General features: G+C 66.7%; 17 protein-coding genes. 5 read left to right on the forward strand and 12 right to left on the reverse strand.

Translation table 11 applies throughout. From position 1 onward, the window contains the following. Window positions 1-2: 2 nt before the first annotated feature. Together rpsD and murI are read right to left on the reverse strand one after the other, a co-directional pair. Entirely contained in the window at window positions 3-620 is a 618-nt protein-coding gene (rpsD, locus tag ACTIF2_RS09285; RefSeq protein WP_439496770.1) for a 30S ribosomal protein S4, read from the reverse strand. A gap of 193 nt (window positions 621-813) precedes the next feature. Then, window positions 814-1,683 (reverse strand): glutamate racemase, encoded by an 870-nt coding sequence (gene murI / locus ACTIF2_RS09290; protein ID WP_439496771.1) that lies wholly within the window; start codon window positions 1,681-1,683, stop codon window positions 814-816. 142 nt (window positions 1,684-1,825) lie between these two features. On the opposite strand from murI, the gene ACTIF2_RS09295 reads away from it, so the two are divergent. After that, window positions 1,826-2,755: a bifunctional helix-turn-helix transcriptional regulator/GNAT family N-acetyltransferase gene (locus ACTIF2_RS09295; RefSeq protein ID WP_439496772.1), complete on the forward strand. Its 930-nt coding sequence runs from the start codon at window positions 1,826-1,828 to the stop codon at window positions 2,753-2,755. Window positions 2,756-2,891: 136 nt separating this feature from the next. Here the strand turns inward: ACTIF2_RS09295 and ACTIF2_RS09300 are convergent, their stop codons facing one another. From ACTIF2_RS09300 to ACTIF2_RS09310, 3 genes are all read right to left on the reverse strand, one after another. Beyond that, window positions 2,892-3,356 carry a DUF805 domain-containing protein gene (locus tag ACTIF2_RS09300; protein WP_439496773.1) on the reverse strand — a complete coding sequence of 155 codons (465 nt, stop codon included), beginning with the start codon at window positions 3,354-3,356 and terminating at the stop codon, window positions 2,892-2,894. Window positions 3,357-3,364: 8 nt separating this feature from the next. Continuing rightward, window positions 3,365-4,357 carry a hypothetical protein gene (locus ACTIF2_RS09305; RefSeq protein WP_439496774.1) on the reverse strand — a complete coding sequence of 331 codons (993 nt, stop codon included), beginning with the start codon at window positions 4,355-4,357 and terminating at the stop codon, window positions 3,365-3,367. A gap of 110 nt (window positions 4,358-4,467) precedes the next feature. Next, the gene (locus ACTIF2_RS09310) at window positions 4,468-5,760 is read right to left on the reverse strand and encodes a flavin monoamine oxidase family protein (protein WP_439496775.1); all 1,293 of its coding nucleotides are present in this window, start codon (window positions 5,758-5,760) and stop codon (window positions 4,468-4,470) included. Between the two features lie 382 nt (window positions 5,761-6,142). Here ACTIF2_RS09310 and ACTIF2_RS09315 point away from each other — a divergent pair, with 382 nt between their 5' ends. Beyond that, window positions 6,143-8,374: a TonB-dependent hemoglobin/transferrin/lactoferrin family receptor gene (locus tag ACTIF2_RS09315; protein ID WP_439496776.1), complete on the forward strand. Its 2,232-nt coding sequence runs from the start codon at window positions 6,143-6,145 to the stop codon at window positions 8,372-8,374. Window positions 8,375-8,442: 68 nt separating this feature from the next. Here ACTIF2_RS09315 and ACTIF2_RS09320 read toward each other — a convergent pair whose 3' ends face one another. The 3 genes from ACTIF2_RS09320 to ACTIF2_RS09330 all read right to left on the reverse strand — a co-directional run bounded on the left by ACTIF2_RS09320 (window position 8,443) and on the right by ACTIF2_RS09330 (window position 11,925). Beyond that, window positions 8,443-9,243 (reverse strand): RNA methyltransferase, encoded by an 801-nt coding sequence (locus tag ACTIF2_RS09320; protein WP_439496777.1) that lies wholly within the window; start codon window positions 9,241-9,243, stop codon window positions 8,443-8,445. 117 nt (window positions 9,244-9,360) lie between these two features. Continuing rightward, window positions 9,361-10,500, reverse strand: a complete 1,140-nt coding sequence (locus tag ACTIF2_RS09325; protein ID WP_439496778.1) for a dipeptidase — start codon at window positions 10,498-10,500, stop codon at window positions 9,361-9,363. Window positions 10,501-10,677: 177 nt separating this feature from the next. After that, the gene (locus ACTIF2_RS09330) at window positions 10,678-11,925 is read right to left on the reverse strand and encodes an NAD(P)/FAD-dependent oxidoreductase (protein WP_439496779.1); all 1,248 of its coding nucleotides are present in this window, start codon (window positions 11,923-11,925) and stop codon (window positions 10,678-10,680) included. A 262-nt stretch (window positions 11,926-12,187) separates the two neighbouring features. Here ACTIF2_RS09330 and ACTIF2_RS09335 point away from each other — a divergent pair, with 262 nt between their 5' ends. Genes ACTIF2_RS09335 through rpe form a run of 3 tightly spaced genes read left to right on the forward strand, consistent with a single transcriptional unit; the run spans window position 12,188 to window position 14,630 of the window. Next, entirely contained in the window at window positions 12,188-13,168 is a 981-nt protein-coding gene (locus ACTIF2_RS09335; RefSeq protein WP_439496780.1) for a sodium:proton symporter, read from the forward strand. 47 nt (window positions 13,169-13,215) lie between these two features. Beyond that, window positions 13,216-13,935, forward strand: a complete 720-nt coding sequence (locus ACTIF2_RS09340) for a glutathione S-transferase family protein (RefSeq protein WP_439496781.1) — start codon at window positions 13,216-13,218, stop codon at window positions 13,933-13,935. 11 nt (window positions 13,936-13,946) lie between these two features. After that, the gene (gene rpe, locus ACTIF2_RS09345; RefSeq protein WP_439496782.1) at window positions 13,947-14,630 is read left to right on the forward strand and encodes a ribulose-phosphate 3-epimerase; all 684 of its coding nucleotides are present in this window, start codon (window positions 13,947-13,949) and stop codon (window positions 14,628-14,630) included. Between the two features lie 135 nt (window positions 14,631-14,765). Here the strand turns inward: rpe and ACTIF2_RS09350 are convergent, their stop codons facing one another. The 4 genes from ACTIF2_RS09350 to ACTIF2_RS09365 form a co-directional block, all read right to left on the reverse strand. Beyond that, window positions 14,766-15,122, reverse strand: a complete 357-nt coding sequence (locus ACTIF2_RS09350; RefSeq protein ID WP_439496783.1) for a DUF1428 domain-containing protein — start codon at window positions 15,120-15,122, stop codon at window positions 14,766-14,768. Window positions 15,123-15,211: 89 nt separating this feature from the next. Further along, window positions 15,212-15,862, reverse strand: coding sequence for a glutathione S-transferase family protein (locus tag ACTIF2_RS09355; protein WP_439496784.1), 651 nt, complete (start codon window positions 15,860-15,862; stop codon window positions 15,212-15,214). A 71-nt stretch (window positions 15,863-15,933) separates the two neighbouring features. After that, window positions 15,934-16,377 (reverse strand): SRPBCC family protein, encoded by a 444-nt coding sequence (locus ACTIF2_RS09360; RefSeq protein ID WP_439496785.1) that lies wholly within the window; start codon window positions 16,375-16,377, stop codon window positions 15,934-15,936. Between the two features lie 26 nt (window positions 16,378-16,403). Next, window positions 16,404-17,039 carry a TetR/AcrR family transcriptional regulator gene (locus ACTIF2_RS09365; RefSeq protein ID WP_439496786.1) on the reverse strand — a complete coding sequence of 212 codons (636 nt, stop codon included), beginning with the start codon at window positions 17,037-17,039 and terminating at the stop codon, window positions 16,404-16,406. Window positions 17,040-17,139 lie beyond the last annotated feature (100 nt).

Below are 17,139 nucleotides of genomic sequence, written 5' to 3' on the forward strand. Positions count from 1 at the left end.
AATCAGCGCGAATAGAACTCGATGACCAGGTTCGGCTCCATCTGCACCGCGTAAGGCACGTCCGTCAGGGTCGGCGTGCGGGTGAAGGTGGCGGTCGACTTGTTGTGGTCGGCGTCGATGTAGTCGGGCACGTCGCGCTCGGCCAGCGTGGCCGATTCGATGACGATGGCGAGCTGGCGGGAGCTCTCCTTGACCGCGATCACGTCACCCGGCTTGACCTGGTAGGACGAGATATTGACGCGCTTGCCGTTCACGGTGACGTGGCCGTGATTGACGAACTGGCGGGCGGCGAAGACGGTCGGCACGAACTTGGCGCGGTAGATCACCGCGTCGAGACGGCGCTCGAGCAGGCCGACCAGGTTCTCGCCCGAATCGCCCTTGAGGCGGATCGCCTCGGCGTAATAGCGGCGGAACTGCTTCTCGGAGATCGAGCCGTAATAGCCCTTGAGCTTCTGCTTGGCGCGCAGCTGCGTGCCGAAATCGGAAGGCTTGCCCTTGCGGCGCTGGCCGTGCTGGCCGGGGCCGTATTCGCGGCGGTTGACCGGGGACTTCGGACGGCCCCAGATGTTCTGACCGAGACGGCGGTCAATCTTGTATTTCGCCTCGTGGCGCTTCGACATGTCGCGTGTCCTCGTAAGGTTGCGAGTTGAGGACCGCGCCCTCCTGTCCCCGTCTCCGGGGCGACAGATCCGGCTCTGAAGTGAGCGGATCACGGGTGCGGAAAAAGCCACGCGGCCCCTGACGGAGCCGCGCGACGCCGGCTTAGAACCATGCCGAGGGGGATTTGTCAAACCCGGAGCGTCGCGACGGCCGTCAATTGGCCAGCGGAACCGGCTCCACCATGACCTGCGTCAAGCCATAGCCTGCGAGCGCGATGCGCAACGGCCCGGTGATGCCGGCGCCACTGGTGAAGATCGCGGGCGCGTCGCCGGCAGCGTCGATGGCATGATCGCCCGCAGGTCCGAGCAACTGCGCCACGCGCCGGGCAATCGCGGGGGCAGGGTCGATCCAGGTCACGGGCCAGGGCGCCAGCCGCCGCATCCGTTCCAGCAGCAGCGGGTAATGGGTGCAGGAGAGCGTCACGACGTCGGTGCGGGCGCCGTCGCGTTCGACGAAGCATGGTGCGAGCTCGGCGCGGATCGCCTCGTCATCGACCGCCTCGCCCTTGAGCGCCGCCTCGGCCAGGCTGGCGAGCCGGGTCGAGCCGACGAGCGTGACGTCGCAGGCTGCGGCGTAGGTCTCGATCAGCCCACGCGTGTAATCGCGCGCGACCGTGCCCGGCGTCGCCAGCACCGAGATCAGGCCGCTGCGCGTGATCTCGGCCGCCGGCTTGATCGCCGGAACCGTGCCGACGAAGGGGATGGTGAAGCGCGCCCGCAAGGCCGGCAGCACGAGGGTCGATGCGGTGTTGCAGGCGATGATCACCAGATCGGGATGGGAACGCGCGACCAGCCGTTCCATCACCTGCAGCACGCGGCCGACCAGTTCGGCTTCGCTCAGCCGGCCATAGGGGAAGCCGGCATCGTCGGCGGCATAGACGATCCGCGCATCGGGGCGGGCGCGAACCGCCTCGCCCAGCACGGTGAGGCCGCCGAGGCCCGAATCGAAGGCGAGAATCGTGGGGCGGCGCTTCGGGATCACGGCAGCGCCATAGGTTGTTCCGGCCAGGAGATCGACCTGCATGCGCCAGCGCCTGCTCGGGAGTGGACAAGGATCCGATTGGGCCAGAGGCCGGTTAAGGAGTGGTCAAGGATCGCCGAGGACGCCTGTGTCAATTTAGTTGACTTTGTCCACTAATTGGGAAAATGGTCCGCGCCGGAGGCAGATGATGCAAGGCAACGATACCCAAGCCGTCGCGGCGATCCGACGCTTCAACCGGTTCCACACCCGCTGGACCGGCGCGCTCGGCGGCAGCCTGCATGGTTCCGGCTTCGCGCTGACGGAAGCGCGGGTGTTCTATGAATTGGCGCAGCGCGACGACTGGCTCGCCGGAGAGCTGGCGCGCGAGCTCGATCTCGATCCGGCCTATCTCTCGCGCATCCTCAAGCGCTTCGCGGCGTCGGGCTGGCTCCTGCGCGAGCGTTCGCCGGAGGATGGCCGCGCGCTGAGATTGCGGCTGACGCAGGAAGGCCGCGAGGCGTTCGCGCCGCTCGACATGGCGTCTCGCGACCAGGCCGGCGCGATCCTGGCGCGGCTGCAGCCCACTGAGCGGCAGAGGCTTGTGGCGGCGCTCGATCAGGCCGAGGCGCTGCTGTCGGGAAGGGCGCCGCAAGCGCCCCGCTTGATCATTCGCGAGCACCGGCCGGGCGATATCGGCTGGGTGATCTCGGCCCATGGCCGGCTCTATGCGCAGGACTATGGCTGGGACATCAGCTTCGAGGCGCTCGTCGCCGAGATCGCGGCAAAATTCCTGCGCGACTTCAAGCCGGGGAAGGAGCGCTGCTTCATAGCCGAGCTCGATGGCGCGCCGGTGGGATCGGCTTTCGTCGTGCGCGAGTCGGACGAGGTCGCCAAGCTCCGGCTCGTGCTGGTCGAAGCGCGGGCACGGGGCTTCGGCCTCGGCAAGCGGCTGGTGCAGGAGGCGATCGGCTTCGCGCGCGCTTCCGGTTATCGCCGGATGGTGCTGTGGACCAACGACATCCTGCATGCGGCGCGCGCGATCTATGTCGCCGAGGGCTTCAGGCTGGTCGCCGAGGAGAAGCACCATTCCTTCGGGCAGAATCTGGTCGGGCAGAACTGGGAGCGCGATCTCTAGAGACGGATTCAGCTTTCAGATGGGATCGCTTTGCGATCCCATCTGAAAGCTGAATCCGTCTCTCACCAATAAGTTAGAGCAGGATCCATGCGAAAAACCGGTTCCCACTTTTTCGCATCCTGCTCTAGAGACTGCTTCACCGATCGGCTTGCGGTGCAAGCTGATCGGGCCGGGCTCCAGCGCTCGGCCAGACGAACAGCCAAAGCAGCGCGGCAATCGAGAGGATGCCTCCGAGCGGCGTCATGACTTCGAGCGGCTCTGGCAGGCGCGCCTCGGTCAGATGGGGCAGAACGAGATTCTCGAGCAGTTCGAGCACGACCAGCGCCGCGATGATCGGCAGCACCGGGAAGCCCATATCGCGGATGCGCTGCGCCGAGAGCGCGATCGTCACCCAATAGAACAGCAGCATGACGATGGCGTTGGGGACCGGTTCGACGAAGAACCAGGGTCCGGAGGTTCCGACCGGAGTGAGGCCGATGATCTCCACTGCCAGCACCAGCACGACCAGGAAGACGGCGAGGGCGGCAGCGAAGCGCAAGGCATAAGCCAATCGCGCGAGGCGGCCGTCGAAGCGCCAGAAACTGGTGAGGAAGGCCGTCATCGCTGGCGTCACTGCACCGAGGTCAGGGCCGCCCGCTGGAAATCTGCACGGCGCCGCTGGTGCAGTGAACCATCTCCAGTCGTCACGACCGAGAACATCACGAAGCCGCCCTGCTTGCGCGGCAGCACGTAATATTCGGAGTAACGCGTCGCGCCGTTGTTCTCGCACGAGGAGAAGCCGCGCAGCACGCTGCCGCCGCCCTCGGCGGCGTCGGTGGTGCGGCCGGAGGCGAACTTGCCCTGGCAGCCGCGCGCATCGGATGCGGAGACCGCGGCGGCAACGTCGATATCCTTCTGGTTCGGGGCCGGCATGATCCGGACGATGCCGGTTGCGCCATCGGCCCGCCAGCCGACGGCGTTGGCGCCGACGCCGGCGGGCGCCTCGCTGCCGCTCAGCACTTTTGGCTCGGGCAATTGCGTCCGAAGCAGGAAGTTGGTGGCGAGGGTGACCGCCTCGAGCTGCAGCGCGCCGTCATTGCCCGTGGTTGCCGGGGCATTGCCGCCGGCGGCGACCTTGAGGTTCGCATTCGCCTTCACGCAATCGACCAGCGCCGGCAGCATCTGCGCGGTCGAGGTCAGGCGGAAGGTGTAGCGCGCGCCGAGCATCGCGGCTTCGAGAAATTCGGCGCCGCGAAAGGCGCGGATGATATCGGAATTGGCCGGCATCGAGACCACGACGAGCTGCGGGCGCACCGCCTTGGCGTTGATCTTCACCGTGTCGTTGCGGTCGAAGACCAGTTCGAGCGGCACGTCGTCGCCCGGTTTCAAGCCCCAGGCCCGGTTGGAGAAGCCGAGATTCCAGCCGAAGCCCGAGGTGACGGAGGCGTGCATGCTGACGCCACTCTTGTAGTTGGCGGTGACCGCGCAATGCGAGAACTGGCCGCTGTCGTTATGGGTGAAGGCGCCGCCGCTCCAGTTGCCGATCGAGAATTTGGCGAAAGGCCCGGCGGCGAACGCCGGGAAGGCCAGCAATGCGCCGGCGAGAACGATCGACATCCTCATGTCAAAGCTCCGCTTACGGTTCCCAGCGGGGCCATGGTGGCAGGGTTGGATCAGGTTGGGCAAGTCATGTCATGCGCTGTGACGGCGCATGCAGCCCATACTCGCGACGCTCAGACCTTCAGTCGCGCGACCGCCGCTGCCGCCGCGCGGCCTGCCAGGGTCGCGCCGCCGACCGTCATCGCGCCGCCGCCGGCCGTGGCTTCGCCGGCGAACCAGATGCGCCCGCCAATCGGTTCGGCGAGCCTGTCGCGGGCCGCTTCCGAGCCGGGCAGGCAGACCGAATAGGAGCCGCGCGAGAACGGATCGGTCCACCAGGCCGGGAAGGAGACACCGGTGACCGCCTTGCGGACGCTCTCGCCAACCATCTTCGCGAGCAGGTCGGTGACATGGGCCCGCGCCTCATCGGCGCCGGCGAGCGACAGCTCGCGGGCATGGTCGCCGCCGCAGGTGGCGATGACGAGGTCCTTGTCGTCGGGGAAGAGGTCGAGATTCATCATTGCTTTGGGCGAGCCGGCTTCGAGATAGCTCATGCCCGGACCGAGACCGAATCGGTCGCCCTCGACCCTGAGGGCGATCTTGGTCAGCGCACCCATGCCGATGCCATCCAGCGCGTCGCGCGTGGCCGAGGGCAGCTCGGGCGTGAATCGGATGGAACCGGCCTTGAGCACGCCGACCGGCACGGTGACGATGCAGGCGCGGGCCCGCAACGTGCCGGACGGCGTCGTGATCTCGACGCCCGGCCCGTCCCAGCGAATGGCGCTGACCGGCTCACCGAGGCGGATATCGAGCCCCTCGCCATGGCGCGCGACGAGGTTGCCATAGCCTGACGGCACCACGAGATCGTCGCCGGCCCAGAGGCGCTGGTAGTCGCGCGCCGAGATCCGGTCCGATTCCTCGCCGATCGAGAGCAGCAGCCCGGAGGCGGCGACAGGCGCCATCTCGGGACCGAGATCGCCGAGGAGCTCCGCGACCGAGAGGTCGCGCTTGCCGATGTCGACCGTCTCGAGCCGGCGGTCGATCTGACCGAAGACGGCGCGCCGCTTCGTGCGGTCGGCGTCGGGCATCGGGCGCCCATCGGCGAAGACCCTGAAGCCGCCGCCCCAGGGCTCGCTGGGTGTGTCGATCCCGAGGTCCGCTGCGATCTTCACCCAGGGATTGCGCTCGGCCCAGTGGATGAACATCGCGCCGGCATCATAGGCCGGACCGAGCGACGCGTCGGTGAAGGCGCGCCCGCCGAGCCGGTCGCGGGCCTCGACGACCAGGACCTGGCGGCCCGCCGCCTTGAGCTCGCGGGCAGCCGCGATCCCGGCCGCGCCGGCGCCGATGACGACGACGTCGAGATCGGCAGCGAAGGCCGCCCGCTGCGCTCCGGCGAGAGACGCGGCGAACGCGCCTGTGTTCATGAGGAAGGTCCGGCGATTGAGCATTGATCCGGCGATCTGTGATGCGCCCCCCGGACCGCATGATGCGGCTCGGCTTGTGCGTTGCAATACACAACGACGTTTGCGGCCGGATGACGGCGATCACGAGATCGGGAGCACATGGGGGGCAGCCGGGGAGGTCGCCGACCCATGTCGCAATATAGAAGTATTATAAAGTGCAGTAGTTCTTTTTTATAACAATTCTATAGTTATGAAATACACTTGGAATCGATTGACAGGCCCTGACTCAATTTCTATCGGATAACGGCTTTATTACGAATGGTAAAGCTTAGTTTTCAGCAATTTTAAACTGCAGACTACGTGGCCAGTTCTTGGTTGCGATCTGCAGGGACGGGGTCTGGCGATGGGTGGGCATTCTGGCGGGCTGCGCTATGGCGTGGCGCTTGGCGTTCTTGCGTTGATCATGACGGCATCCCAGGCCGGAGCGCAGCAGCAACCGCGCTCGCAGGCAGCCGCTCCGCAGGCCGACGGAGAGCCGGTGGTGCTCGACCCGATCACGGTACAGGGCGCGGCGGCCGGGTCGGCGCTGGTCGCCGGGCCGACGACGACCCGCACGACCCGCGAGGAACTCGACAACCGCCAGATCCAGAGCTTCGAGGAACTGGCGCGCCGCGGCGAGGCCGGGTTCAATTTCAACCGGCGCACCAATTCGGTGAATATCCGCGGCCTGGATGGCGCGCGCGTGCTGACCACGATCGACGGCATCCGCATCCCGTTCCTGACGGACACCCGCATCGATCGCAGCGGCACCAATTCCTTCGATTTCGACGCGCTCTCGACGCTCGACCTGCTGCGCGGCGGCAGCGGCAGCTCGACGCTGGGCGGCGCGCTCGGCGGCGCGGTGGCGCTGCGCACGCTCGACCCGGCCGATCTGCTGCGCGGCCGCAATTTCGGGGCGCTCGCCAAGACCGGCTATGACAGCCTCGACGATGCCTGGTTCGGCAGCGCGGCCGTCGCGGCGCGCGTCGCGCAGACCTCGGGGCTGTTGCAGGGGAGCTATCGAAAGGGCCACGAGACGGACAGCAAGGGCACGGTCAACAGCTTCGGCCCGACCAGGACGCAGCCGAACCCGGACGATTTCGACAAGTACAGCTTCCTCGCCAAGCTGCAGCAAAGCTCGGCCGATGAGGTGCATCGCTTTGGGCTGACCGGCGAGATCTATCGCCGGAAGGACAATTTCGACGGCCGGACGACGCAGACGCTGACCGGGATCTGGCGGCCCGGCGACTATCGGACCGGCGAGGAGGTCCAGCGCCAGCGCGTCTCGCTCTCCTATGACTTCAAGCTGCCCGGCGCCATCGTCGACGAGGCGAGCGCGGTGCTCTACTACCAGCGCATCCAGCAGAACGCGACCGTCAACGGCATCCGCAGCTCGACGCCTATCGGTCTCTATGCCCGCGACAACCAGACCGAGCAGAGCTCCTTCGGCTTCAACGGCTATGTCATCAAGAACTTCCAGACCGGCATCGCCTCGCACACAGTGACGGCCGGCGTGGAGCTACGCCAATCCGAGCTCGAGCAATATTCGAAGGGCCTCGACAACTGCCCGCCGCGCCCGGCATCCGGCCGCCATCTCGCGCCCTTCACCGCCTGCAACAACCTGCACAGCAACCAGGCCGACACGCCGAAGGTCGAGGGCCGCATGGTCGGCATCTACGCCCATGACGAGATCGGCTTGCTGGGCGGGAGCCTGCGGATCACGCCCGGCGCGCGCTTCGACTGGTACGAGGAAGTGCCGAAGCTGACGGCGCAATATGCCGGCAACGCCTCGTTCTCCGGGCTGCCGCGCTCGTCGAGCGACCAGGCCTTCTCGCCGCGCCTGCGGGTCGAGTACGACGTGCTGCCCAAGCTGACCGGCTTCGTCCAGCTGTCAAAGGGCTTCCGCGCGCCGACGGCCAGCGAGCTCTACGGCACCTTCGGCGGGCCCGGCACCTATCTCCGGATCGGCAATCCCGACCTCAAGGCCGAAATCAGCCGCGGCATCGATGTCGGCTTCCGCTTCGGCGACCAGCAGCTCGGCGGCTCGGCGACCTATTTCTACACGAGCTACCAGAACTTCATCGAGGTCGTGCAGATCGCCCCGCCGAACGCGCTCTATCCGCAGGGCGGCATCCAGGGGCCGCGCAATATCCCGCGCGCCGAGATCCAGGGCATCGAGCTTTCCGGCTACTATGCTTTCGCGGAGAACTGGAAGGTGAGGGGCTCCTTCTCCTATATCCGCGGCACGAACCGCGACACGGGCCAGTTCATCGACTCGATCCCGCCGATGCAGGGGGTCGTCGGGGTGAGCTACGCGACCAATGTCTGGGGTGCGGAAGTGTCGACCAAGCTCGCCTCGGCGCGCGACGACGTGAATGCCGGCTTCAAGGCGCCGGGCTATGCGGTGTTCGACGCGACGGCCTGGTGGCGGCCGACCCAGCTCGCCGACATCCAGCTCCAGGTCGGCGTCTACAACATCTTCGACCGGAAGTATTTCGACGCCGTCAGCATCCAGACCGGCGCGCTGCCCCAGGCGCGCGACTATTACAGCGAGCCGGGCCGCACGGTGAAGGCGACGATGAAGTATCAGTTCTGACGAAACCTCCAGCGCGCCGTCCCAGGAGACGGCGCGCAATCAAGGCCGGCCGTTCGCGGCCGGCTTTTTTATTCGCCTTGTGGGGTCTGCTTGCGGCGCGGTCCTTCGGCGAGCGACTTGAACACCCCGCGCAAAGTGCGCGCCTCCTGCTCGGTCATCTCCAGGCGATGCAGGATGTCGCGCAGGTTCGCGGTCATCACCGGCTTCTTGCCGGGGGGGAAGAAGCCGCAGCGCTCGAGTTCGCCCTCAAGATAGTCGAACATCGAGAACACCGTCTCTCGCGTCGCCGGCGGCGAGAGGTTGTTCTCGCGGAAGGGCGGTTCGCCGCCCGTCGCCTTGAACCATTCATAGCCGGCGAGCAGCACGGCCTGGGCCAGGTTGAGCGAGGCGAAGGCCGGATTGACCGGGAAGGTCAGGATCGCGTCGGCGAGCGAGATCTCCTCATTGGTGAGGCCGATGCGCTCGCGCCCGAACAGGATGCCGACGCGCTCGCCGCCACCGACACGCTCCGCGAGGGCCGGCATGGCTTCGGCGGGAGTGACGACGCGCTTCATCTGGCCGCGCTCGCGGGCGGTCGTCGCCAGCACATGGTTGAGGTCGGCGATCGCCGCCGCCGCGTCGGGATAGAGCCTGGCGTTCTCGAGAATATGGGTCGCGCCGGAGGCGGCCGAGGTCGCACCCTTCTTCAGCCCGCCGCCGCTCGGCCAGCCGTCACGCGGCGCGACGAGGCGCATCTCGGAGAGGCCGAAATTCGCCATGGCGCGGGCGCACATGCCGATATTCTCGGCGAGCTGCGGCTCGACCAGGATGACGACCGGAGCTGCGGCCTGCGTCGCGGGGCGGGTGCGGTCGGTGCCGGAACCGGGCATGGGGAGACTCGTCGTTTTCGGCCGGCCGCGCACCGTCATTGCCGGGCGAAGCGAAGACCCGGCAATCTCAGGAAAGAGATCGTCGGGTCAAGCCCGACGATGACGAGCCTGGCTGTGTCAGTCGGCCGCCGCCTCGACGGCGCGCATCACGCGCAGCAGGTTGCCGCCGGCGAGCTTCTCCAGATTCTGCTCCGACCAGCCCCGGCGAATCAATTCGGCGATCAGCGACGGGTAGACGGAATTGTCCTCCAGCCCCTCGGGCACCGCGCCGCCGAAGAAATCCGAGCCGATGCCGATATGATCGTGCCCGACGCGCTTGGCGAGGTAGTCGAGATGGTCGCAGAACTCCGCCAGGGTCGCCTTGGGGCGAGGGCCGGATTTCGCGGCGATGTCGGCCTCGGCCTTCTTGTAGTCCAGCCCGTCCGGCGTCTTGCCATACTGGTCCTTGGCCGGCCGGTGCCAGTCGCGCGAGGCCTGGCTGATGAAATCCGGCACGAAGGTCGCCATGACGAGGCCGCCAGCGCCGAAGACGCGGTCGAGCACGTCGTCGGGAACGTTGCGCGGATGGTCGCAGAGCGAGAAGGCGTTGGAATGCGACCAGACCACTGGTGCGCGGCTGACATCGAGCACGTCATGCATCGCCTTGGGCGCGACATGGGCGAGGTCGACGATCATGCCGAGCCGGTTCATGCGGCGGATGACCCGCATGCCGAAGGAGGAGAGCCCGTCATGGCGGGGCGCGTCGGTGGCCGAATCGCACCAGTCATGCGTGCCGTTATGGCAGAGCGTCATCAGCCGCACGCCGAGCGCGTAATAGGCGTCGAGCGCATCGAGCTCGTTGTCGAGCGCCGAGCCGTTCTCGATCGTCATGAACAGAGCGATCCTGCCCTCGGCCTTGGCCGCCTCGACATCGTCGGCGGAGAGCCCGGGGCGGAAGACGTCGGCGTGCTTGGCCATGATGTCGCGCATCAGCGCGATCTGGGCGAGCGCGAAGCCGGCGGGCTTGGGATGGTTCGGCGGGACATAGGCCGCGAAGAACTGGCCGGCGAGCTTGCCGGCCTGCATGCGCGGGATGTCGGTGTCGGTCTCGGGATGGACCCTGGTCAGGTCATAGGCGGCGACGTCGCCCTTTGCCTCGCGGTCGAGCCGGATGACGTAGGGCAGGTCGTTATGGCCGTCGATCATCGGCGCCCGCTCGAGCAGGGCGAGCGCGGCGGCATAGGCATTGTCCTGGATCGGTGTCTTGGCGAGGGCCATGGCGCAACCTTGGGTCAGAATCGAAAGCGGCGGCGATCGTGGCAGGGCTTGGCGCGGGAGGCGAGGGGGCGTGACGCAGGCCAGCCCTTCGCGTCATGCTCGGGCTTGACCCGAGCATCTCCGGATCAAGAGATTCCCGGGTCTCCGCTGCGCCCGCCCGGGAATGACGGGTGTCGTCTAGCCGAAGCGCGCCGGCGAGAACGGGGCGGGATCGACGAAAACCTTCTCGCCCGTCACCATCTCGGCGACCATGCGGCCGGTGACCGCCGCCAGCGTCAACCCATGATGGGCATGGCCGAAGGAGAACCAGAGGTTCCGGTGCTTCGGCGCCGGGCCGATGATCGGCATCATGTCGGGCGTGCAGGGGCGGTTGCCGAGCCAGGGCTCGCGATCGATGCGCTCGCCGAGCGGGAACAGGGTCCTTGCGATCGGCTCGGCGCGGGCGAGCTGCACCGGGGTCTTGGGCGCATCGCGCAGCGCGAATTCGGCGCCGGTCGTCAGCCGCACGCCCTGCAGCATCGGCGCCAGGAAATAGCCGCGCTCGGTGTCGAGCACCGGGTGGTTCAAGACGGCGTTGCCGAGCGGCTTGTAATGCATGTGGTAACCGCGCTTGACCGCCAGCGGCAGCCGGTAGCCGAGCCGGTTGGTCAGCACGTCGGCCCAGGGGCCAAGCGCCACGACCGCATCATGGGCGCTGGCGCGGGTGCCGTCGGCAAGCGTCACGCTCCAGCCCTGGCCGTCCTGCGCCAGCGAGCCGGCATCGCCCTGCGCCAGCTTGCCGCCGAGCATCTCGAACAGCGTGACATAGGCCTTGGAGAGGCCGTGCGGATCGACCACCGTCACCGGATCGGTCCAGTGCAGGCCGCCGATCAGGCTCTGGTCGAGATGCGGTTCCTCAGTGCGCAGGGCTGCGACGTCGAGCGGGCGGTAGTTCAGGCCGAATTCCTTGTTCCAGCGCTCCGCCTCGGAGAGGCGCTCTTCCTGCTGGGCTGCGGTGCGGAAGACCTTCAGCCAGCCCTTGCGGCGCAGGAGCTGCGTCGCGCCGGCCTCAGTCGCGAGCGCATCGTGCTCGGTGACGCAATGCTCGATCAGCGTCGCGTATTGATGGGCGATCGCCTGGTGCTTGGCGGCGCGCGAATGCATCCAGTAGGACCACAGGAAAGGCGCGAGCTTCGGGATCGCGTTCCAATGGTAGGAGGCGTCGATGGTGTTGTTCATCGCGTAGCGGAACAGCGCCCCGAAATCATGCGGGAAGCCGTAAGGATAGACGCCCTCGCGCTGGATCAGCCCGGCATTGCCGTAGCTGGTCTCCTCGCCGGGCCCACGCTTGTCGACCAGCAGCACGGAGCGGCCGGCCTTCTGCAGATGCAGCGCCACCGAGATGCCGACGATCCCCGCCCCGAGAACGATCGTATCGGTCCGCATTGCCTGCTCCTGTCAGCCCCTGGCTCGACCCTGAAAATAGCGGCCCCAGCCGCGATGTCAGCGCCGTGGCGCATTTTTGCGGTCATATCGCGAAACTTTCGCAAGTTTTGCGCCAACTCAGCGAAGAACATTCTCGCGATCGTCAAACCAGCGGTTTCGGCGCAAGATTCTGTCTGCGCTCAACGGGTCTGCGGGAGGAGCGGGTGACGCAGCGGCCGTGATCGGCCAGTGTGGCGCGGGTTTCTCACCGATTCAGGCCTTCATGCTCTCGCGTTTCGCCGCTTTCCTCGCCGCCGGCCTCGCCCTTCTGGGCCGCTATGGCACGCAAGGCTTCGCCCTCTCGATCTTCCTCGGCCTGGCCCTGCCGCAATTCTCGGCGGCGGCCCGGCCGCTGCTGCCGGTGACGATCTTCTGCTTCACCACCGTCGTCTTCGTGCGCGCTGATTTCAGCGTCATCGCCGGGCTCGTCCGGCGCCCGGCCAAGCTGATCCTGGCATGCCTGTGGCTCATCCTCGGCCCGGCGCTGCTGATAGGCGGAGCGTTCCTGCTCGTCGGGCGGGCCGCGCTCGATCCCGGCCTGATCCTCGGGCTCGCCATCATGGGGGCGGCGCCGCCGATCATGTCGTCGCCCGCGGTCGCGATCCTCTACGGTTTCGAGCCGTCGCTGATCATCGCCGGCGTGGTGGTCACGACGGTGATCAGCCCCATCGTCGCGCCGGTCGTGGTCGAATTGCTGGCGGGCGCCGCCGTCCCGCTCGATCGCTGGGCCCTGACGCTCAGGCTCGTGCTGTTCGTCGGCGGCGGCATGGTCGTCGCCGCGATCCTGCGCCATTGGCTCGGCGTCGCGCGCATCCGGGCGATGAAGGCCAATCTCGATGGTTTTGGCGTGCTGATGTATTTCGTCTTCGCCATTGCGGCGATGGACGGGGTGACGCGGGCCGCCCTGGCGAATCCCGGCCAGGTTCTGCTGTTCCTCGTGATCGTCTTCGCCGTCTCGGCCGCCGGCCTGTTGCTGTCCATGCTGCTGCTGCGACCGTTCCGGCGCTCGGAACGCTTCATGATCGGCTATGGCACGGGTCAGCGGAACATGGGGCTCCTGGTCGCGGCGCTCGGGGCGGGCGTGCCGCCGACCACTTTTCTCTTTTTCGCGCTGGCGCAGTTCCCGATCTATCTGCTGCCCTGGCTGCTGCGCGGGGTGGCCGCACGGATCAGACGCAGCGAAACGCCTGCTGACGCGGACTGACCGCACGACCTGCGAGCTTTGCTCCACCATTTCTGGGGAGCGTTGCCATGATCACCCTCTATTCCGGACCGCTGAGCCTGTTCTCGCGCAAGGTCGAGATCGCGCTGCGGGAGAAGGATCTCGCCTTCGAGCGCATCATGGTGCCGTTCAACCAGACCACGGGCTACGAGCCGCGCCATCCCGAGGTGCTGGCGATGAACCCTAAGCGCCAGGTTCCCGTGCTCAACGACGCCGGGCTGGTGCTCTACGATTCGACGCTGATCCTCGAATATCTCGACGAGGCCTATCCGCAGCCGCCGCTCTTTCCACGGACGCCCGTCGAGCGGGCGCTGTGCAGGCTCGACGAACTCCACGCCGACGAGATCATGTTCGCGGCAGTGCGGCCGCTGATGCACCGCAACGCGCCGCCGACGACGGACCGCAACAAGCGGGCGCAGCAGGAGACTGACGCCCTGATCGCCGAAGTCGAGCTCGAGCGCCATTACGCGCGGCTCGACGAGAAGCTGGCGGGGCGGGACTTCCTCGGCGAGGCGCTCTCAGTCGCCGACATCGCGACCTTCATGACCGTGCTCTGGGCGCTGCGGCTCGGCGCTCCGCCGCTCGATGCCTTCAAGGCGCTGTCCGGCTGGTGGCGACGTCTGTCGGAGCGTCCGGCCTTCGCCGTGGCGGCCGAAGAGATTGCCGAGGCGGACAGGCGGCTGTCCGTCCCGGTGAAACGCCCCGAAAAAGGATATGCTCGGATTGCGGGGCTGGCCGACGGGCGCTAAACGCTTCGGCCATGACCAGCCCCATCCGCATCGCTCCCTCGATCCTCTCGGCCGATTTCTCCAAGCTGGGGGAGGAGGTCCGTGCCATCGACGCCGCCGGCGCCGACTGGATCCATTGCGACGTGATGGACGGGCATTTCGTGCCCAATATCAGCTTCGGCCCCGATGTGCTGAAGGCGATCCGCCCGCACACGAAGAAGTTCTTCGACGTGCATCTGATGATCGCGCCGGTCGACCCCTATGTCGAAGCCTTCGCCAAGGCCGGCGCTGACCTGATCTCCTTCCATGTCGAGGCCGGGCCGCATAGCCACCGGACGCTGCAGGCGATCAAGGCCCAGGGCAAGCAGGCCGGCATCGTGCTCAATCCCGGCACGCCGGAAAGCGCCGTCGAGCCGCTGCTCGACGATCTCGACCTCATCCTGCTGATGAGCGTCAATCCCGGCTTCGGCGGCCAGAGCTTCATCCGTTCCGTGGTCGAGAAGATCGCCCGCGTGCGTGCGCTGATCGGCGAGCGGCCGATTGCGCTCGAGGTCGATGGCGGGGTGACGACGGAGACCGCGCCGCTCGCGGTCAAGGCCGGCGCCGACACGCTCGTCGCGGGATCGGCCGCCTTCAAGGGCGGGCCCGCGCACTACGCCGCCAATATCGCGGCGATCCGCAAGGCAGCCGAGGCCGCCCGCGGGGAGTGGGTCTGACAGACGGCACCGCCCACCGTCATTGCGAGCGGAGCGAAGCAATCCAGGAGGACTCGCTGGACGGCCCCTGGATTGCTTCGTCGCTACGCTCCTCGCAATGACGACCACGCCTCATCGGGAGGCGAGTGCTTCAACTCACGCCGCCATATCGATCTCAGCGAAGCCGCCATAGATCAGGCGCTTGCCGTCGAAGGGCATCGGGTTGGCGTCAGGCTGCATGCGCGGATCCGCCATGAGCTTCTGCCAGGCCGCGTCGCGGGCCTCCTTGCTCGGCCACTCGATCCAGGAGAAGACGACGACCTCGTCGTCCTTCGCCTCGACGGCGCGATAGAAATCGGTCTGCTTGCCGCGCATGATGTCGTCGCCCCAGCATTCCATGACGCGCGTGGCGCCATGTTCCTTGAAGAGCGGCGCGGCCTTGCGGGCATGCTCGGCATAGGCCTCGCGGTTGGCAGCGGGTACGGCAGCGACGAAACCATCGATATAGGACATGGGCGTTCTCCTCTTGTGGTTGGTTGGCCCTGTCAGGGCGATGAATAGAGCGAAAGACCTCGATGAGAGCTTTCGCAGAGCCGAGCTCGTCAGCTCGTCGATGCGGCGGTGAGGACCGCCAACTGAGCCTCGAAGGCACGCATATATGCTGGCCGCGCCTCGCCGCGTGCGACATAGGCGGCGAGGTTCGGATAGTCCTCCAGCATAGCCGAGCCGTGCAGCCTGCGCAGCACCGTCACCATCAGCAGGTCACCGGCGCTGAACGCGCCATCGAGCCAGTCGGCATCGCCAAGGCGAGCTGAAAGACCGCCCAGCCGTTTCCGGATGCTGTCCTCGAGGACACGAAGGCGCTGCTCGTACCAGGGCTCGTCGCGCTCCAGGATCTTGGCGAGAGCGCGGTCGAAGATCGGCGGCTCCACCGTGTCGAGCGCGGCAAACATCCACGTGATCGCGCGCGCCCGGGCATTCACATCGCGCGGCAGCAGGCCCGCATGGCGCTCGGCGATGTGGAACACGATCGCGCCCGACTCGAACAGGGCGAGATCGCCGTCCTCATAGGTTGGAATCTGCCCGAAGGGATTAAGCGCGAGATGCGCGGTCTGCTTCATCGCCTTGAACGAAAGAAGGCGAACCTCGTAGGGCTGGCCTGCTTCTTCGAGAGCCCAGCGAACACGCATGTCACGCGCCAGCCCCTTGCCGCGATCAGGCGAGCGCTCAAAGGCGGTGATGGTGGGAGTCATTGGAAGGCTCCGGGTAATGGCGGGACGCCATCGGGCGTCACGCAGGTAATGGCGAAGGCTTCCCTTCCATTTTACTGGTTGATTTCGGGCACCACGAGCTTTTCCAGCTTGTGCAAGGAGTCCTGCCAGCCGAGGTAGCACGCCTCGGGTGGGATCAGGTCCGGCACGCCTTCCTGCTCGATATTGACTTCGGTGCCCACCGAAACGGCCTTCAAGGTCACCGTCACGCGCATCTCGCCCGGCAAATTCGGGTCGTCGAACCTGTCCGTGTAGACGAGGCGCTTTCCCGGCACGAGTTCTTGATAGGTGCCACCAAAGGAATGGCTGTCGCCCGTGGTGAAGTTGCGGAACGACATCCTGTGAGTGCCGCCCACCTTCGCGTCCAGTTCATGGACCGTGCAGAGGAAGCCGTAAGGCGGGAGCCAGCTCGCCACGGCATCGCTTTCGAGGAAGGCGCGATACACCTTCTCCGGGCTGGTCGCGATCACGCGGTGGAATCGGATTGTATTGGGCATGCTCTTCTCCTCCTGATGCGATGTCATTAGAGACGTTCGGTATTTCCGGAGCCGAAGACCAACTGCAGATACCGGACGAGATGGTCGATGCTGTCGGCGGCGATTTCCGCTCCGCCTTTCGCCTTGGCGAGAATGAATGCGCCCTGGAGAACGACCTGGGTGTGGAGCGCGAGCGATTTGGCGGTCCAGCCGGGCGTGATGCGCCGGTCCCGCATCGTCGCTTCGATATCGGCTTCCAGCGTGGCGGCATGGCCGCTGATGCTGCGGTCACAGGCGTCGCGGATGGCCGGCGCGGTCTCGTAGGTTTCCTGCACCATGGTGCCGACGAGGCAGGTGAACTCGGGCACGCCGCCCTGCAGCAGCGCCTTGCGGAAGGCGACATAGCCGAGGACACGATCGAGCGGATCGGGATGATCGTGATACGGCGCTTCGGCGAACAGGGCGCCGGTCGTGTCGGACCAATGGTCCGCAGCGGCGACGCCGAGCTCGTCCTTGCTCTTGAAGTGATGGAAGAAGGCGCCCTTGGTCACGCCGGCGGCGGCGCAGAGATCGTTGACCGAGGTTCCTGCATAGCCATGCCGGCGGATCAGCGTGACGGCCGCTGCGAGCAGGCGGCTGCGGGCATCGCCGGAGACTTGTTCGATGGCGGACGTCGTGTTCATTCTGTTGACATACCAACCGGTCGGTACGATGTCAATCGCGCCAAATCCGATGGTCTGCACGCGGCCGACGTTTCGCGTGGGGCCCGCACATGCTAGCGAG

The sequence above is a fragment of the Allobosea sp. genome (assembly GCF_051860145.1).
Lineage (GTDB): Bacteria > Pseudomonadota > Alphaproteobacteria > Rhizobiales > Beijerinckiaceae > Allobosea.

Coding starts and splice junctions, on each gene's coding strand:
- rpsD (WP_439496770.1), bottom strand. CDS start 620: ATGTCGAAGCGCCACGAGGCGAAATACAAGATTGACCGCCGTCTCGGT.
- murI (WP_439496771.1), bottom strand. CDS start 1,683: ATGCAGGTCGATCTCCTGGCCGGAACAACCTATGGCGCTGCCGTGATC.
- ACTIF2_RS09295 (WP_439496772.1), top strand. CDS start 1,826: ATGATGCAAGGCAACGATACCCAAGCCGTCGCGGCGATCCGACGCTTC.
- ACTIF2_RS09300 (WP_439496773.1), bottom strand. CDS start 3,356: ATGACGGCCTTCCTCACCAGTTTCTGGCGCTTCGACGGCCGCCTCGCG.
- ACTIF2_RS09305 (WP_439496774.1), bottom strand. CDS start 4,357: ATGAGGATGTCGATCGTTCTCGCCGGCGCATTGCTGGCCTTCCCGGCG.
- ACTIF2_RS09310 (WP_439496775.1), bottom strand. CDS start 5,760: ATGAACACAGGCGCGTTCGCCGCGTCTCTCGCCGGAGCGCAGCGGGCG.
- ACTIF2_RS09315 (WP_439496776.1), top strand. CDS start 6,143: ATGGGTGGGCATTCTGGCGGGCTGCGCTATGGCGTGGCGCTTGGCGTT.
- ACTIF2_RS09320 (WP_439496777.1), bottom strand. CDS start 9,243: ATGCCCGGTTCCGGCACCGACCGCACCCGCCCCGCGACGCAGGCCGCA.
- ACTIF2_RS09325 (WP_439496778.1), bottom strand. CDS start 10,500: ATGGCCCTCGCCAAGACACCGATCCAGGACAATGCCTATGCCGCCGCG.
- ACTIF2_RS09330 (WP_439496779.1), bottom strand. CDS start 11,925: ATGCGGACCGATACGATCGTTCTCGGGGCGGGGATCGTCGGCATCTCG.
- ACTIF2_RS09335 (WP_439496780.1), top strand. CDS start 12,188: ATGCTCTCGCGTTTCGCCGCTTTCCTCGCCGCCGGCCTCGCCCTTCTG.
- ACTIF2_RS09340 (WP_439496781.1), top strand. CDS start 13,216: ATGATCACCCTCTATTCCGGACCGCTGAGCCTGTTCTCGCGCAAGGTC.
- rpe (WP_439496782.1), top strand. CDS start 13,947: ATGACCAGCCCCATCCGCATCGCTCCCTCGATCCTCTCGGCCGATTTC.
- ACTIF2_RS09350 (WP_439496783.1), bottom strand. CDS start 15,122: ATGTCCTATATCGATGGTTTCGTCGCTGCCGTACCCGCTGCCAACCGC.
- ACTIF2_RS09355 (WP_439496784.1), bottom strand. CDS start 15,862: ATGACTCCCACCATCACCGCCTTTGAGCGCTCGCCTGATCGCGGCAAG.
- ACTIF2_RS09360 (WP_439496785.1), bottom strand. CDS start 16,377: ATGCCCAATACAATCCGATTCCACCGCGTGATCGCGACCAGCCCGGAG.
- ACTIF2_RS09365 (WP_439496786.1), bottom strand. CDS start 17,039: ATGAACACGACGTCCGCCATCGAACAAGTCTCCGGCGATGCCCGCAGC.